The organism is Roseiconus nitratireducens, assembly GCF_008629675.1.
In the GTDB taxonomy this organism is placed as follows: domain Bacteria; phylum Planctomycetota; class Planctomycetia; order Pirellulales; family Pirellulaceae; genus Stieleria; species Stieleria nitratireducens.
Genome location: NZ_VWOX01000003.1, coordinates 287,374 through 302,817 on the forward strand (window position 1 = coordinate 287,374; position 15,444 = coordinate 302,817).

10 protein-coding genes are annotated in these 15,444 nt (G+C 60.6%); 7 read left to right on the forward strand and 3 right to left on the reverse strand.

From position 1 onward, the window contains the following. Nucleotides 1-62: 62 nt before the first annotated feature. Complete coding sequence (locus tag FYK55_RS06480) at nt 63-695, reverse strand: response regulator (protein WP_150075566.1); 633 nt, start codon at nt 693-695, stop codon at nt 63-65. Nucleotides 696-1,393: 698 nt separating this feature from the next. Further along, on the reverse strand, nt 1,394-3,223 hold the full coding sequence (locus FYK55_RS06485; protein WP_150075855.1) for a cation:proton antiporter: 1,830 nt from the start codon (nt 3,221-3,223) through the stop codon (nt 1,394-1,396). Nucleotides 3,224-3,727: 504 nt separating this feature from the next. On the opposite strand from FYK55_RS06485, the gene ypfJ reads away from it, so the two are divergent. Further along, nucleotides 3,728-4,579, forward strand: a complete 852-nt coding sequence (gene ypfJ, locus FYK55_RS06490) for a KPN_02809 family neutral zinc metallopeptidase (protein WP_150075567.1) — start codon at nt 3,728-3,730, stop codon at nt 4,577-4,579. Between the two features lie 70 nt (nt 4,580-4,649). Here the strand turns inward: ypfJ and folD are convergent, their stop codons facing one another. Further along, nucleotides 4,650-5,531 (reverse strand): bifunctional methylenetetrahydrofolate dehydrogenase/methenyltetrahydrofolate cyclohydrolase FolD, encoded by an 882-nt coding sequence (folD, locus tag FYK55_RS06495; protein ID WP_150075568.1) that lies wholly within the window; start codon nt 5,529-5,531, stop codon nt 4,650-4,652. A gap of 323 nt (nt 5,532-5,854) precedes the next feature. On the opposite strand from folD, the gene FYK55_RS06500 reads away from it, so the two are divergent. The 6 genes from FYK55_RS06500 to tkt all read left to right on the forward strand — a co-directional run bounded on the left by FYK55_RS06500 (nt 5,855) and on the right by tkt (nt 15,331). Further along, complete coding sequence (locus FYK55_RS06500; protein WP_150075569.1) at nt 5,855-7,567, forward strand: NADPH-dependent assimilatory sulfite reductase hemoprotein subunit; 1,713 nt, start codon at nt 5,855-5,857, stop codon at nt 7,565-7,567. A 532-nt stretch (nt 7,568-8,099) separates the two neighbouring features. Then, nucleotides 8,100-9,674, forward strand: coding sequence for a sulfatase family protein (locus FYK55_RS06505; protein ID WP_150075570.1), 1,575 nt, complete (start codon nt 8,100-8,102; stop codon nt 9,672-9,674). Nucleotides 9,675-10,031: 357 nt separating this feature from the next. Continuing rightward, nucleotides 10,032-10,991 carry a UDP-2,3-diacylglucosamine diphosphatase gene (locus FYK55_RS06510; protein ID WP_150075571.1) on the forward strand — a complete coding sequence of 320 codons (960 nt, stop codon included), beginning with the start codon at nt 10,032-10,034 and terminating at the stop codon, nt 10,989-10,991. Nucleotides 10,992-11,024: 33 nt separating this feature from the next. Then, nucleotides 11,025-12,230 (forward strand): DUF3419 family protein, encoded by a 1,206-nt coding sequence (locus FYK55_RS06515; protein ID WP_150075572.1) that lies wholly within the window; start codon nt 11,025-11,027, stop codon nt 12,228-12,230. Further along, a complete protein-coding gene (locus FYK55_RS06520; RefSeq protein WP_150075573.1) occupies nt 12,227-13,027 on the forward strand; it encodes a class I SAM-dependent methyltransferase in 801 nt (266 codons plus the stop codon). Before FYK55_RS06515 ends, FYK55_RS06520 begins: the two co-directional genes overlap by 4 nt. Before the next feature lie 261 nt (nt 13,028-13,288). After that, nucleotides 13,289-15,331 carry a transketolase gene (gene tkt, locus FYK55_RS06525; protein WP_150075574.1) on the forward strand — a complete coding sequence of 681 codons (2,043 nt, stop codon included), beginning with the start codon at nt 13,289-13,291 and terminating at the stop codon, nt 15,329-15,331. Nucleotides 15,332-15,444 lie beyond the last annotated feature (113 nt).

Sequence of the window (15,444 nt, forward strand, 5' to 3'; positions counted from 1 at the left end):
AAAACGGCCGCCTCAAAATCCTTGAAGGCGACCGTTGTCGAAAACTGTCGTGACCGAGTGGATCAGACCAGGTTCTTTCGTACGGCCCAAACCGCTGCTTGCGTCCGGTCCGTCACGCCGATCTTGCGCAGGATATGCTGCACGTGCTCTTTAACGGTTTCGTAGCTGATGCCCAGCATCTTGGCGATTTCCTTGTTGGTCAGCCCCTGAGCCATTTGACGCAGGACTTCGCTTTCGCGGTGCGTCAACGGCACATCCAACTCTTGACTCAATCGCGGCGTTGCCAGTGCACCGGTCACGCGACGAAGTTCTTCTCGCGTCCAGGCGGATTCACCATTCACCGCCGTCGTCAAAGCATCCACCAGACGCTCGCGGGGAGCCGACTTGAGGATGTAGCCGGCAGCACCCAGGGCAACCGCACGAGCGATGTAGGTCGGGTTATCGTATGCCGAATACAGGACGATCGGCAGATCGGGATGATCCAGCTTCAACCGACCCAGCGTGTTCAAACCGTCGCCGCCTTCCATGCGGATATCCAATAGGACGCAGTCCGGCACTGACTTTTCAACCGCTGCCAAAGCTTCGGCTGCATTGCTGGCCTCTTCGACCACATTCAAATCGGTTCCTTCCAGCATGGCACGAAGGCCCATGCGGATCACAAGGTGATCGTCCACAACTAAAACGTTCTTACTCATCGATTTTCCTTATTGGCTTCCGGATGTTGAAATTGTTGTTCTGAAGTTTTCCGGTGTGGAACAAACAATTTCGAAGACTGAATGGCACGCTTGGCCCCAAACAAACGACGGTCCGAAACTGCTTGTGGTCTATCTCGTCCCACCCTCTAGATAAGGCGAGAAACCACTCTCGAAACCGCAGCATACTTTCTTTCACTACCCCCCACGCCAGCCTTCCTGCTGCCGCCGCTAGGACTTGCCACCCCCCGCCGGAAGCCTCGGTGAAGCTCCGGCCATCCCAGCACCGATTGGTGTCCCAAAGAACCCCATAATGGGTAAATCATATGTCGGCATCTTCAGAAACGCAGTGGGAAAAGGCCTCTTCCAGGCCGTTTCGGCAAGATTTTAGGCCAAAACACGCGTTTGCCTGCCAAACTGGCGGAGAACCGACGCAACAAAACGTGAAAAACATCACCCTGATTGCGGATTCCCGACACCTCGCACGAGCCCCCGCATCTTGGAGGGCTCGACATTGTATTAGCGGGGCAAGCCCGGCCCCATCGGGGGCCGCGGTTCTGGGTCCAACCATCTTGCCGCGGCATGCTATCGTCCCTCAGCGTCCTCGGGCAGTACTGGACGCCTGACACCTGTTTGGGCGTCCTTCGGTCAGTAGGTCCAAGTGTGCCAGATCGCACCCCCTTGAGAATCCTGCTCGCTCGTCAGCCGTCCGGTGCGGCCACCAAGGCGATGATGGTCTGACCGGCCGCGGGTGTGAACGGATTGTCGACGGTCATCGGAATCACGTTTCGATCCTCGTCGACCACGCACAGCACGAAGGCCCCGTCGGGATAGCGTCGCTGGTAGTCCTGGAACGTGAACTCCTCTCCCAGCTTGGTCCGCTTGAAATGGGCTCCCCGGGCATGCAAGTCACGCAGCTGGCTGAACGTCAGCGTTTGGCCGAACAGCTCCCGAGCCTTCAGGTTCTTGGTCATGCCGCGGCGATTGTGCGAATTCTCAAGGTTGAACGACAACTGATAGAGTTCCGAACGATCAAACAGTCCGCTGCACTCGTGGATCGCCAGCGTGTTGACCTCGTCGTTCTGCAACAGCGCCATCATCTTGCCGATCCCGTTGAGCGGCAAATCGTGACGCGCCGGCTCGTTCAGGATGTTCAAACATTCCGCGTCCAGCCCGGCCATTCTCGCCTCGCTGACTTTGCGATAGTTGGTGTCGATCAACAGCGTCGGAATGTCCAACTCTTTCAACTCCACCGCAAAGTCTCGCACCCAAGGGTCGGCCCCCAGGATCAAAACGCCGTTGGATTTGGATGTGGCCAGCTGCAACCAATTCGCCAGGGGAGACGCGACGACCCCGTAGATCGCCACGGTGCCCACAATCACCAGGAAGGTGACCAGCGTCAATTGTTCGGCGTCAGGAATCACCAACCGATCCCCCAACTGCTCGATTTCCAACGCGAAGACGCTACTGACGGCTGCGGCAACGATCCCACGCGGCGCCAGGCCGGCGACGAAGACCTGTTCGCGGAGGTCCAGCGAACTGCCGATCAAGGAAATGAAGACCGAGACGGGCCGGATGATCAAAACGATCACGGCCAGAAAGACGACTCCCGACCACCCGACCTCACCCAACAGCCCCAGGTCGACACGCGACCCCAGCACGACAAACAGGCAACCAATCAGCAACGTTCTCAGGTTCTCGTGGAACTCGATGATGTGCTCGATTTCCAGATCAATCTGGTTGGTCAACCACAACCCCATCACCGTCACGGTGATCAACCCCGACTCAGGTGCGATGTGGTTGCTCACCGCGAACAACAGCAGTGCGATGGCCAGAGAAGCCACGCCGTGCAGCGAATCCGGAATCCAAAATCGCCGCAAAGCCAAGGAAAGCAGCAAGCCGCCCACCACGCCGGTCATCGTCCCGGCCAGCGCGGTCTTGCCCAGCAGCAAGGCACCGCCGATCAGCGTGGCGTCGCTGGCATGCAACATCAATTGCTCAAACACAAGCACCGCCAGCACGGCGCCGATCGGATCGATCACGATCCCTTCCCACTTCAACGTGTTGGAGACGCGACGTCGCGGCTGAATCTGCCGAAGCAGCGGGCCGATCACCGTCGGACCGGTGACCACCAGGATCGCTCCCAACAAACAGCTCAGCCGCCAGTTGAATTCCAACACGAAGTGCGCCGCGATCGACACGCCCAGGAACGTTGCCACAGCGCCGATCGTGCACAACCGCAGCGCCGCCCCGCCGGACTCTCGAAGCTCGTCCAGCTTCAACGAAAGACCACCTTCCAGCATGATCACCGCAACCGCCAGCGAAACGATCGGGAACAGAATGGCCGGGCCGGCCACCGTTGCATCGCCGCCGGTGATCGCGGCCAGCAAATCGTCCGGACGAATGAATTGCCCCAGCGCCACCCCGATGATCAGCAGCAACAAGATGCTTGGCAGCCGCGTTCGCCACGCCAACCATTGCGCAGCAACCGCCATCGCGGGGACGAGCGCCAGATAGATCGGCAATTCCATCGACATCAGTTTGCGAGCGTGGGAGTCAGCGAAAGAGGGCAGCGAATCACCGGCGAGGAATACTCGGGCAGGAGACGTTTGCCGGTGCAAGCGAACCAGGGGATGCAAAGGATAGCGTATCGGCCACCCGAACCGGCGGCCGTCCGATCGCGATCGTCGGCAAACGTGAAATGGGCCGCCGTTAATCCCGGTGGAGGTGACCAGGAAAAGCGTTCGTCGTCGGCAGATGTGGCGTGACGCGTCGCTCAAGCGGGGTCCAAAAAAAACTACCGACTTGCCCCGTGGCAATTGTTTACACGCGGTCGCCATAATACAGACCGTCAACGGTCACCGCCGTGAGAGCGTGGCTGTGGTGTCAGGCGAGTTTCGTGAACCCGGTGAAGCGTGCAGCCGACGCGGTTTGAATCACACAGGAATTCAACCGGTGGAAGGTAACGGCGCGGGTCGGTTTCACTTGTCCGGCGTGGCGAAAGCCTGCCAACCAACCAGAATCGAGGGTATGCCATGCGGTGGCGGGGAAGAGAGCAAAGCACCAATGTGGAAGACCGCCGGCGTTCGGGCGGTCGGGTGGCGGTCGCCGGTGGCGGTTTAGGACTGATCATCATCGCCATCCTGTACGCATTGCTTGGTGGGAATCCGCAGCGGGTCCTTCAACAGCAACAGCAGGTCGCCGTGCAAGCGCCTGGCGAGCAGCAGGAGTTGACCCCCGAGGAAAAAGAACGCGGCGAGTTTGCCAGCGTGGTGCTCCGTGACACCGAAGAGGTGTGGTCGCAACTGTTCCAAGAGAATGGCCTGCGTTACGAACCGCCGAAAATGGTGCTGTTCTCTGGCAGCATCCGATCGGCCTGTGGCGGTGCGACCGCGGCCTCGGGACCGTTTTACTGCCCCGCCGACCAAAAGGTGTATCTGGACACCTCCTTCTTCACGCAACTCGCTCGTGACCTGCAGGCCCCCGGGGACTTTGCCCAAGCCTACGTGATTGCCCACGAAGTCGGCCATCATGTTCAGAACCTGCTCGGTCAAACGGAAGTTGTTGACCAGATTCGCCGCACCCGACGCCCCGAAGAAGCCAACGCGGCCTCGGTTCGGCTGGAGCTGCAAGCCGATTTCTACGCCGGATGCATGTTGCATCACGCCCAGCGGATGAAGCAGATCATCGAACCGGGAGACGTCGAAGAAGCGTTGCGCGCGGCCACCGCCATCGGCGACGACCGATTGCAGGCCAAAAGCCAAGGCTACATCGTTCCGGAATCATTCACCCACGGGACCAGCGAACAGCGTCTGCGTTGGTTTACCAAAGGCTTGGAAACGGGTGACCTCAGCCAGGGCGATACCTTCTCGGCGACTCAGCTGTAGCCGGCCGCCGCTCCCGCGGCCGGACGTTGTCCCAGTTTGGCCGCAGTCGATGCCTGCAGTTCGGCTGCGATCAAGATCTCTGCAGTTTGGCTGCGATCAACGTATTGTGCAGCAGCATCGCGATCGTCAGCGGCCCCACGCCCCCGGGGACCGGCGTGATTGCCGACGCCACTTCGCAGGCCTGATCGTAGGCCACGTCGCCGACCAGCTTGTCTCCGACACGGTTGATCCCCACATCGATGACCACCGCTCCCGGCTTGATCATGTCTCCGGTGATCATTTCCGGCCGTCCGACCGCGGCGATCAAACAATCCGCCTGGCGGCAGACGTCCCCCAGGTCGGCGGTCCGGCTGTGGGCCAGCGTGACCGTCGCATTGGCGATTTCCGGGCCGCAGGTTCCCGTCCGCTGCGCCAACATCATCGCCATCGGTTTGCCGACGATGTCGCTGCGACCGACCACGCACACCCGCTTGCCCGCCACCGACAACTGGTACCGACCGAGCAGTTGGACGATCCCGTGGGGCGTGCAGGGGAGGAAACGGGGGCGGCCCTGCATCAGCAAGCCGACATTGATGGGCGAAAAAGCATCGACGTCCTTCAACGGGTCGACCGCGTCCAAAATTGCCCGTTCGTCGTAGGAAGAATCCGGCAGCGGCAACTGAACCAGGATCCCGTGGACGCTAGGATCGGCATTCAGCTCCGCAATCAGCCGCAGCAATTCGGTCTGGCCGACGTCGGCGGACAGCCGATGCGTGCGACCATCGATCCCGGCCTTTTCGCAGGCACGCGCCTTATTCCTCACGTACACCTGGCTGGCCGGGTCCTCCCCCACCAAGACGGCGGCCAGGCAAGGGGTCGGGCCACCGGAAGCGACGAATTCCGCCACGTCCGCGGCGACTTCTTGCCGAATTTCGGCCGCCACACGTTTTCCATCCAATCGTTCCGCTGTCATCAATCACCTCCTCTCCAATGTCGCCCGTTTCCGCCGTCCGGACCGCCGATTCTTCCCGCCGATTCTTCCCGCCGAATCGGCTGGCCACGTCGCGGTGGCCGGTGATCGCCATAGTGAGAACGACGAACGAGCGTTATAGTTGCTTGAAATACGAAAACCGTTGTCCGCAACGTCATTTTCGCGGACCGGTTCCTACGAGGTCCCCCTTCCGTCCGACCGATCGCCGTGAACCTTTCGGCGGCAGCACGATCCGAAACATCAGCCGCCGGACGGAAAATCACTCGCCTCACCTTCAGACAGAATCACACAGGATTTTTGACTCGATGTCTACCGATGCGCCCAAGCTTAGCCCCGTCGAGAAGATCAAACAGGACAGCGAATTCCTGAAAGGCAGCATTGACACCGAAATGGCCGCCGACACCGATCATTTCGGCAAAGAGGACATCCAGCTGCTGAAATTCCACGGCACCTACCAGCAAGATGACCGCGACAAACGCGTCGAATTGAAAAAGTCCGGCGGCGGGAAGGCCTACAGCATGATGGTTCGCTGCCGAATCCCCGGCGGACGGATCACCAGCGACCAGATGCTCGCGCAGCTGGATTTGTGTGACGAACTGGGGAATTCCACGCTGAAAATCACCACCCGCCAGACGATCCAGCTGCACGGGGTGCTCAAGCGAGACCTGCGCGACACGATCAACCGCATCAACGAAATTGAACTGTCCACCCTGGCCGCCTGCGGGGATGTCAACCGCAACATCATGTGCTGCCCGGCCAAGAACGCGGACGGCGTGCACCAGGAGATGTTGCAGCTGACCGACGCGTTGACCGAGGCGCTCGCCCCGCAAACCCCCGCCTACCACGAATTGTGGATCACCGATCCGGACACCGGGGAAAAGACGCTGCAAGGCGGCGGCCCCGTGGTCGAACCCCTGTATGGTCCGACCTACCTGCCGCGAAAGTTCAAAATCGGGATCGCCCTTCCCGAAGACAACTGCATCGACATCTACACGCAGGACCTGGGCTTCCTGGCCGTCGTCCGCGATGCGAAGGTGATCGGATACAACGTCCTGGTCGGCGGCGGGATGGGGACCACGCCCGCGCTCAAACGGACCTATCCCGCACTGGCCAAACGGATGGCGTTTTGCACTCCCGACCAGGCGGTCGACGTCGCCAAGGCCGTCATCAAGGTTCAGCGGGATCACGGCAACCGGGCCGACCGCAAGGTCGCCCGGATGAAGTACCTGGTCGACGAGTGGGGCGTCGAAAAGTTCCGACGCTCGGTCGAGGAATATTACGGCCAGCCGCTGAAGGATTGCACGGAAGATGACGTCACCGGCTTCGACGACCACATGGGATGGCAGGATCAAGGCGATGGCTTGTGGTCTTATGGGCTGAACATCGAAAACGGTCGCATCTATGACGACGAACAACGACAGCTGAAATCCTTGATGCGGGAAATCTGCCAAACCTTCGGGACCGAGCTCCGCATGACCGGTCACCAGAGCATCATCGTCACCGATCTTCAGGAGCAGGACAAAGACCGCTTGATCGAAATCATCCAGCGACACAAGGTGCCCACCACCGAACAAACCAGCACCGTCCGCCGTTGGTCCATCGCCTGCGTGGCGCTGCCGACCTGTGGGCTGGCGATCACTGAAAGCGAGCGTCGCCTGCCCAGCATCATCGACGGGCTGGAACAGCCGCTTGCCAAGCTGGGGTTGGACAAGGAACGCTTCACCGTCCGCATGACCGGCTGCCCCAACGGATGCGCGCGGCCCTACAACGCGGACATCGCTTTGGTCGGGAAAGCCAAGGACAAGTACACCCTGTACGTCGGCGGCGGCTGGCTGGGCAATCGGCTGGGTTACATTTACAAGGACCTGGTCCCCGACGCGGACATCGTCGACGAAATCGTCGGCATCGCGGCGGCGTTCAAGGCCAACCGGAACGCGGACGAATCGCTGGGCGACTTCTGTGACCGCGTCGGCAAAGACGATTTGGCCGTGCTCGCGGCCGCCGCTGAACGTCCGTAGCCCAACGGGTGCCGGACAGAAACGACTCGGTTTGACGGCCGGTCGCCGCGGGACGTGCCGTGGGGCAAATGGCCGGACCTTCGGCCCTCGACCGATGGCGGATTCCGGGTTCCCAGCCCTGGCGGGCTGGGCTGGGCAAACCAGCGGGCCTTCGGCCCGCGCAATCAGCCATCCGATGCCCCCGCGGATCGGCAAACGTGCTCTGTCCCCCGGAGGTGCTCTGTCCCCCGGACGCACTGAGGTGCTCTGTCCCCCGGACGCACTGATTTCGGCCGCACGGGCCCTGATTCGGGGCAACGCCCCGATCATTTGTTTTGCCCAGCCCGGCAGGGCTGGGGTAACGGACAACCATCAATACAAAGGGCCAACGGCCCGGCCGTTTGTTCGCACCGTTCCCGACCGCTCCGATTGACGTGCTCTGTCCCCAAACTCGCCGTCCCCACAAACTCGCCGATCACGCGGCGGACGTGACTACGGCTAAAATGGGGCGGTTCCTCCCGACTCCCGCTTTCCTTTCCCTCTCGACACGCCGATGTTTGCTTCGTCCCGTCCGCTCTCGTTGCTCGCCCTGCTGATCGCCGCCGCACTGCTCCCTTCGCTGGCTCGCGCGGAGACGCGGCCCAACATCTTGCTGGCGATCGCCGACGACTGGTCTTACGGGCATGCCGGAGCCTACGACTGTCCCTGGGTCTCCACCCCGGCCTTTGACCGCGTCGCTCGGGAAGGACTTCTGTTCCGCAACGCGTTCACGCCGAATGCCAAGTGCGCCCCATCACGAGCAATCATTCTGACCGGTCGGTATTCCTGGCAGTTGGAACAGGCCGGCAACCACATGTGCTACTTCCCGGCCAAGTTTGGCGGGTATGTCGAGCGTCTGGCTGCCGACGGCTATTTCGCCGGCTACACGGGCAAGGGTTGGGGCCCCGGTGTTGCCAACGATGCGAACGGAAACCCCAGAGCGATTACCGGCAAGGCTTACTCGAAGAAGAAAGCCAAACCGCCCACCAACCGCATCTCCAACAACGACTACGCAGCCAACTTCAAAACCTTTCTTGACGACGTTCCCGACCAAACGCCGTGGGTGTTCTGGTACGGGACCACCGAACCGCATCGCGCCTATGAGTATGGCAGCGGCGTTCGGTCCGGAAAGAAACTGACCGACATCAAGGAGGTCCCCGACTACTGGCCCGACAACGAAACGGTTCGCAACGACATGCTGGATTATGCCGTCGAAGTGGAGCATTACGACCAACACCTCGGACGCATCATTGAACACTTGGATGCCGCCGGCCAACTGGATAACACATTGATCGTCGCCACGAGCGACCACGGGATGCCTTTTCCACGGTGCAAAGGCCAAGCCTACGAGGACTCCAACCACATTCCATTGGCGATCCGTTGGCCTTCCGGCATCGTCTCGCCCGGTCGCACCGTTGACGCCATGGTTGACTTCACCTCGCTGGCTCCCACGTTTTTGAAAGCCGCGGGTGTGGAAAGCCCCCAACCGATCATGCAGACGATCACCGGCCGGGACTTGTTTGACCTCTTTCAATCGGACTCGCCGGCCACCGGGCGCGACCACGTGTTGGTCGGAAAGGAACGTCACGACATCGGGCGTCCCGAGAACGGCGGTTACCCGATCCGCGGCATTCGCAAAGGCGATTGGTTGTATCTGAAGAATTACCAACCGGACCGCTGGCCGGCAGGAAACCCGGAAACGGGATACCTGAATTGTGACGGCGGTGCGACGAAGACGGACATCCTGCAACTACGCCGCGATGGGACCGCCACCACCTTCTGGAAACTCTGCTTCGGCAAACGTCCCCCCGAAGAACTTTACAACGTGGCCAGCGATCCGGATTGCATCAACAACCTGGCCCGTTCGGACGACCAGCAAGAACGACTGGAGTCCTTACGAGATCAAATGCAAACCGAATTGCGCGAGCAAGGAGACCCGCGACAATTCGGAAACGGTGACGTCTTCGAACGATACGAATACACCGGTGCATCGACCGACAACTTCTATGATCGATTCATCTCCGGCGAGAAGGTTCGAGCCGGCTGGGTCAATCCGGGCGATTTTGAAAAGGACGCCGATCTGCCCTGAGTTTCTACCCTGCGATTCCACCCTGCGATTTCGACAGGACGGATCCAGGCTGCCGCCGCGATGGCCGGCCGTGAACGGTGGATGACTTGTCAGCGGATGCAAGTTGGCGCCGCGAGACTCTCCACGCGAGATTTTCCCGTGCCTTGCGTTCGCCGACTCGGGTTTTTCTGACCGTCACGCCCAGGCACATCGCCAGCCTGGCAACCTCGCGAGTGTTGAAAACCGGTCGTTCGCGCCCGGCATTCTTGCGCAAAGACCCGTCTCCGATTAACCGAATTCAAATACAGCCCCGCTAGACTCGGCCGCACCTCAGGACGACCTCCACGAAGCCCTTTTCAAGGGCGAGGGATCCATGGCATGAGCCAAAGCGAGCCGACATCGGTCCGAACGCTGCTCGTCAGCGACGTGCACCTCGGTTGCAAACACGCGCGCACCGAAGAATTCCTGTCCTTCTTCCAACGCTACCGCCCCCGAACCCTGTATCTGGTCGGAGATTTTCTGGACGCATGGAAGATCAACTCGGGTTGGCATTGGACACGGCAATGCGATCAGGTCATCCACCATTTGATGTCATTGATCGATGGTGGGACGGAGGTGTTCTACACCCCCGGGAATCATGATGCGTTTCTTCGTCAAAGTGTGTTTCGGTCAATGCTGCCGACAGGTTTTCCGGCAATTCGGATCGCCGACCAGTTCATCTTCGAGACCAGTGGCGGGTGGCGTTTTCTGGTCACCCATGGCGATCTGTTCGATTTCTTTGAAACCAAAGCCCAATGGATCTCCAAGGGCAGTTCGTCCTTCTATGACGGATGCCTGAGTTTGAATCGTTGGTTCCAAAGTCGATTTCTGCACGCCGACCGCAACCCCTATGGCGCGTGCGCGGTGGTCAAGGGACGGGTCAAGCGCGGCGTGAAATTCATCAGTGGGTATGAAAACAGAATCATGCGTCACGCGGCGGATCATCGCTGTGACGGTGTGATCTGCGGTCACATTCATACACCTGCGATCAAGCAATCCGAATCCGTCTGGTACTGCAACACGGGTGATTGGGTGGAGAACTGCTCCGGGCTGGTCGAACGTCTGGACGGCAGTTTTCAACTGGTCTCGCGATACGACCAGGCAATCGATTTGCAACTGCCGCCGAAGATGGCATCGCTAGGGATTGACGCCACGGCCCGACGCGACAACGGGATGGCTGCTTACCCATCACGCCCAGCCACAGCAGATCCCTTCATCGATGCCGAACCTGGCGGGCAGGCGTCGGCCTCATCGGGTGAACATCAAGCGTCCAAGGTCTGTGCCCGATCGGTCGCTTGACGCGGCGGCTCTCCTTCCAGTTTGGATTCTTCAATGGTGAAACAATGGATTGGTCAGAAGTATTTTTCGGCGGTCCACCAACGCAATCTGGTCTACAACACTTGTTGGGAGGACCCGCGTTTGGATCGTGCCGCATTAAACCTAGGTCCCGACGACACCGTGCTGGTGATCACGTCGGCCGGGTGCAACGCCTTGGACTATGCTTTGCAAGGACCACGTGCCATCCACGCCGTCGACGTGAATCCGCTCCAAAACTCGCTCCTGGAACTGAAGAAAGCGGCGATTCAGACGCTGGACTATGGCGACTTTTTTCAGGTGTTCGGCCGGGGACAACACCCACGTTGGAAATCGCTGTATGCCGACGGCGTGAGACCAGCTCTGGCGCCGCACGTTCGCCGCGTTTGGGATGACCGCCAGGGTTTCTTCGACGGATCCAGCCGCCGCAAGAGCTTTTACTATCGCGGGACGTCCGGGATGTTTGCCTGGATGATCAACGGCTATCTGAATCGTCCCCGCGGACTACGGGATGCCGTGCGGGAAATGTTGGCCGCCGACACCGTGGATCAACAAGCTGAAATCTACCGGCGGCGACGCGTCTCCGAATTGCTGTTCACCGGCCCGATTCGCTGGGTGCTTCGACGGGATACCACCATGTCCCTGCTGGGTGTCCCGCGAAGCCAGCGGATGCAGATCGAGCGGGGGTACCCACGCGGAATCGCAGGCTTCGTCCAGGATCGGATCGAAGCGGTGTTCAATCAGATCCCCCTGAAAGACAATTACTTCTGGCGTGTCTACCTGACCGGACAGTACTCGCCCAATTGCTGCCCGGAATACCTGACGCGGGACGGGTTCAACGCGTTGCAAGCGGGCCTTGCCAATCGCATTCAAACCGCCACCGCCACGGTGGAAGACTTTCTGAACCGACACGACGGCGCGGTTTCCCGGTTTGTGCTATTGGATCACATGGACTGGCTGTACGAGAACATGCCGGAGCGGTTGGCGGCGGAGTGGCAGAGCATTGTCAACCGGTCGGCGCCCCAGACGCGGATCCTGTGGCGGAGCGCGGCGTTGGACGTCGACTTCGTGGACCCCCTGCGGGTCACCGCCGCCGGAGAACTGATTCCGGTTGGAGACTTGCTGCGGTACCAGCGGACGCTTGCTGGAAAGTTGCATCGGTCCGACCGGGTCCACACCTACGGCAGTTTTTACATCGCCGATCTGCAAGGCGGTGCCGCATGAGCGTCACGACCGATCCCAAGGGTGCCGGCGATGGCTCACCCCCAACGGTCGACTTCCAAGACGCGACGCTTGCGAGTGACCTGAAAGTTCTTTGGAATCTGATCGCCCGTCCCGTCCGCGGCGCCACGCACGCCGAGCGACTGGAAAGTTTTTACGGACACCAGGCGGACCAATATGATTCGTTCCGATCGCGGATGCTGCACGGCCGCAACGAATTGATCGACCGCATTGTGTTTCCCGCCGCGGGCATTTGGGTCGATGTGGGCGCGGGGACGGGCAACAACATCGTCCACGCCGGTCATCGCACACGGGCGTTGCGTGAGATTCATTTGGTGGACTTGTCGCGATCACTGCTGGAGGTCGCCCAGAAGCGGATCTCCTCGGCCGGCATCGAGAATGCTCGCGTGCACCTTGCCGACGCGACGCAATTCCAATTGCCGGCGGAGAGCGTCGACGTCATCACTTTCTCCTATTCGCTGACGATGATTCCGGATTGGTTCGAAGCGATCCGACAGGCCGAACGGATGCTCAAGCCGGGTGGGACGATCGCGGCGACGGACCTCTATGTCTCGCGAAAGTACGCTGCGGATACCTGCCGGCAGCACGGGTGGCTTCGACGTGCATTTTGGACGCACTGGTTCGCCGCGGACAACGTCCACTTAAGCGGTGACCATTGCGCGATGCTGCAACGCACGTTCGACTGCGAACTCTTTCACGAGCGGATGGGCCGCGTTCCCTATTTGCCGCTGATCCGCGCTCCGTATTACTTGTTTGTCGGCACGAAACCGGGACGCTGAACGGTCCAGGCACCGCGATGGGCCCGGCATCACCGGGCCGCAGCGGAAAGCCGGATTGATGCTCGGGCCCTGGCGAAACCGCTCGCGCGGGCGACGCCCTTGGGCCAGAATCCGCCGCTTGGCCAACATCAACGGGCGGAGGCGGCACCTTGGCGGAGCCTCCGTCGGTGACGACCCTTTCGAAATCGACGCCGGGCAGGTACCTTTTTAGCCTGGCGATTCCCGTCCCTACCCCTCCAGCGACCAGACAGACCACGCAAAATGAGTGTTGCATCGACCGATATCCAAAACCTAGCCGTCGACACGATTCGCACCCTGAGCATGGATGCGGTGCAAACGGCCAACAGCGGTCACCCTGGCACGCCGATGGCATTGGCCCCGATCGCCTATCAGCTTTTCAATCACACGATGCAGTACGATCCTGCCCAGCCCCTGTGGCCCAACCGGGATCGCTTCGTCCTGTCATGCGGCCACGCATCGATGTTGCTCTACAGCACGCTTCACCTTGCGGGGGTCAAAGCCACCGACAAGTCCGGCAAGGTGCTGGATGAATTGTCGATCACGCTGGAAGACATCAAAAACTTCCGGCAATTGGGAAGCGTTTGCGCGGGCCACCCGGAGTACGCCGAAGCGGCCGGGATCGAAACCACCACGGGTCCACTGGGCGCGGGGGTCAGCAACAGCGTGGGGATGGCGATCAGCCAGAAGTGGCTGGCGAAGAACTACAACACCGCTGACCACACGCTGTTCGACTACAACATTTTCGCATTGTGCAGCGACGGGGACTTGATGGAGGGCGTCGCGTGCGAGGCCGCTTCGCTGGCCGGCCACCTGCAATTGGATAATCTGTGCTGGCTGTACGATGACAACAGCATCACGATCGAAGGTGACACCGATCTGTCGTTCTCCGAAAACGTCGGCGAACGTTTTAAAGGATTGGGTTGGAACGTCGTTCACGTGGCTGACGTCAACGATCTATCCTCGCTCGCCGACGCGATTGATCAGTTTCGTGCCTGCGAAGACAAGCCCACGATCATCATCTGCAAGACCATCATCGGCTACGGTGCTCCGAACAAGCAGAACACCCACGGCGCCCACGGCGCCCCGCTGGGATGGGATGAAGTCGAACTGGCCAAGAAATCCTACGGTTTTCCGCCCGAAGAGAAGTTCCACATCCCCGACGGTGTGATCGAACATTTCCGCGAACACCTCGGCAACCGTGGCCAAGCCGCCTATGCGTCCTGGCAAGAAACCTGGAACGCCTACCAGAAAGCCAACCCGAAGCAAGCCGCGGAATTGCAATCCGTGTTCGACCGGAAACTTCCCGCCGGCTGGGACAAGGACATTCCGGAATTCGAAGCCAGCGAAAAAGGTGACGCCACGCGGAACAGCAGCGGCAAAGTGCTGAACGCGATCGCGGCCAACGTCCCCTTCATGATCGGCGGTTCGGCTGACTTGGCACCGAGCAACAAGAGCGACTTGAAGTTTGAGGGCGCCGGTGATTTTCTGCCGCAGCACTACGGCGGACGCAACTTGCACTTCGGCATTCGCGAGCACGCGATGGCGGGCGCCGTCAACGGGATCTGCCTGTCCGGCCTGCGAGGCTACGCGGCGACCTTCTTCGTGTTCACCGACTACATGCGTGGTGCCATGCGGCTGTCGGCGATCATGCACCAGCCCACCCTGTACATCCTGACGCACGATTCGATCGGCGTCGGTGAAGACGGTCCCACCCACCAACCGGTCGAGCACTTGACCGCTTGCCGGGCGATCCCGGGCTTGAACGTGTTTCGTCCGGGGGACGCCAACGAAGTGGCCGAATGTTACCGCACCGCCATGCAGATCGATGATCATCCTTCCGCCATGGTCTTGTCGCGTCAAAACATGCCGACGCTGTGCCGAACGAAATATGCCCCCGCGGCGGGCTGTGCCAAGGGAGCGTACGTGTTGAGTGACTGCGAAGGCACACCCGATGTGATCTTGATGGGCAGCGGTAGCGAACTGGGACTGTGTGTTTCTGCGGCTGAGGAATTGACCAGCCAAGGCAAGAACGTCCGTGTCGTCAGCGTGCCCTGCATGGAACTGTTCGAAGACCAAAGCCAAGCCTATCGCGATCAGGTCTTGCCGCCGGAAGTGACCAACCGCGTGGCCGTCGAAGCGGGCATCCGGATGTGCTGGGACCGCTGGATCGGATCGCAAGGCAAATTTGTCGGCATGTCCGGATACGGGGCAAGTGGCCCGTACACGGAAGTTTACGAACACTTCGGGATCACCAAAGACGCCGTCGTGGCCGCCGCTAAATAGCCGACGCCCTGGAGCCGAGACGCCCTGGGGCCGATGCTACGAAGCCGGCGTGCGGGTGCTTCAGGTCCTGACGTCGGATGATCGAACCGCGCCGCCGCCTGGCGTGCGCGAGC

Bases quoted from the DNA above. Each gene is read 5' to 3' on its own strand.
- FYK55_RS06480 (WP_150075566.1), bottom strand. From the start codon at position 695: ATGAGTAAGAACGTTTTAGTTGTGGACGATCACCTTGTGATCCGCATG.
- FYK55_RS06485 (WP_150075855.1), bottom strand. From the start codon at position 3,223: ATGGAATTGCCGATCTATCTGGCGCTCGTCCCCGCGATGGCGGTTGCT.
- ypfJ (WP_150075567.1), top strand. From the start codon at position 3,728: ATGCGGTGGCGGGGAAGAGAGCAAAGCACCAATGTGGAAGACCGCCGG.
- folD (WP_150075568.1), bottom strand. From the start codon at position 5,531: ATGACAGCGGAACGATTGGATGGAAAACGTGTGGCGGCCGAAATTCGG.
- FYK55_RS06500 (WP_150075569.1), top strand. From the start codon at position 5,855: ATGTCTACCGATGCGCCCAAGCTTAGCCCCGTCGAGAAGATCAAACAG.
- FYK55_RS06505 (WP_150075570.1), top strand. From the start codon at position 8,100: ATGTTTGCTTCGTCCCGTCCGCTCTCGTTGCTCGCCCTGCTGATCGCC.
- FYK55_RS06510 (WP_150075571.1), top strand. From the start codon at position 10,032: ATGAGCCAAAGCGAGCCGACATCGGTCCGAACGCTGCTCGTCAGCGAC.
- FYK55_RS06515 (WP_150075572.1), top strand. From the start codon at position 11,025: ATGGTGAAACAATGGATTGGTCAGAAGTATTTTTCGGCGGTCCACCAA.
- FYK55_RS06520 (WP_150075573.1), top strand. From the start codon at position 12,227: ATGAGCGTCACGACCGATCCCAAGGGTGCCGGCGATGGCTCACCCCCA.
- tkt (WP_150075574.1), top strand. From the start codon at position 13,289: ATGAGTGTTGCATCGACCGATATCCAAAACCTAGCCGTCGACACGATT.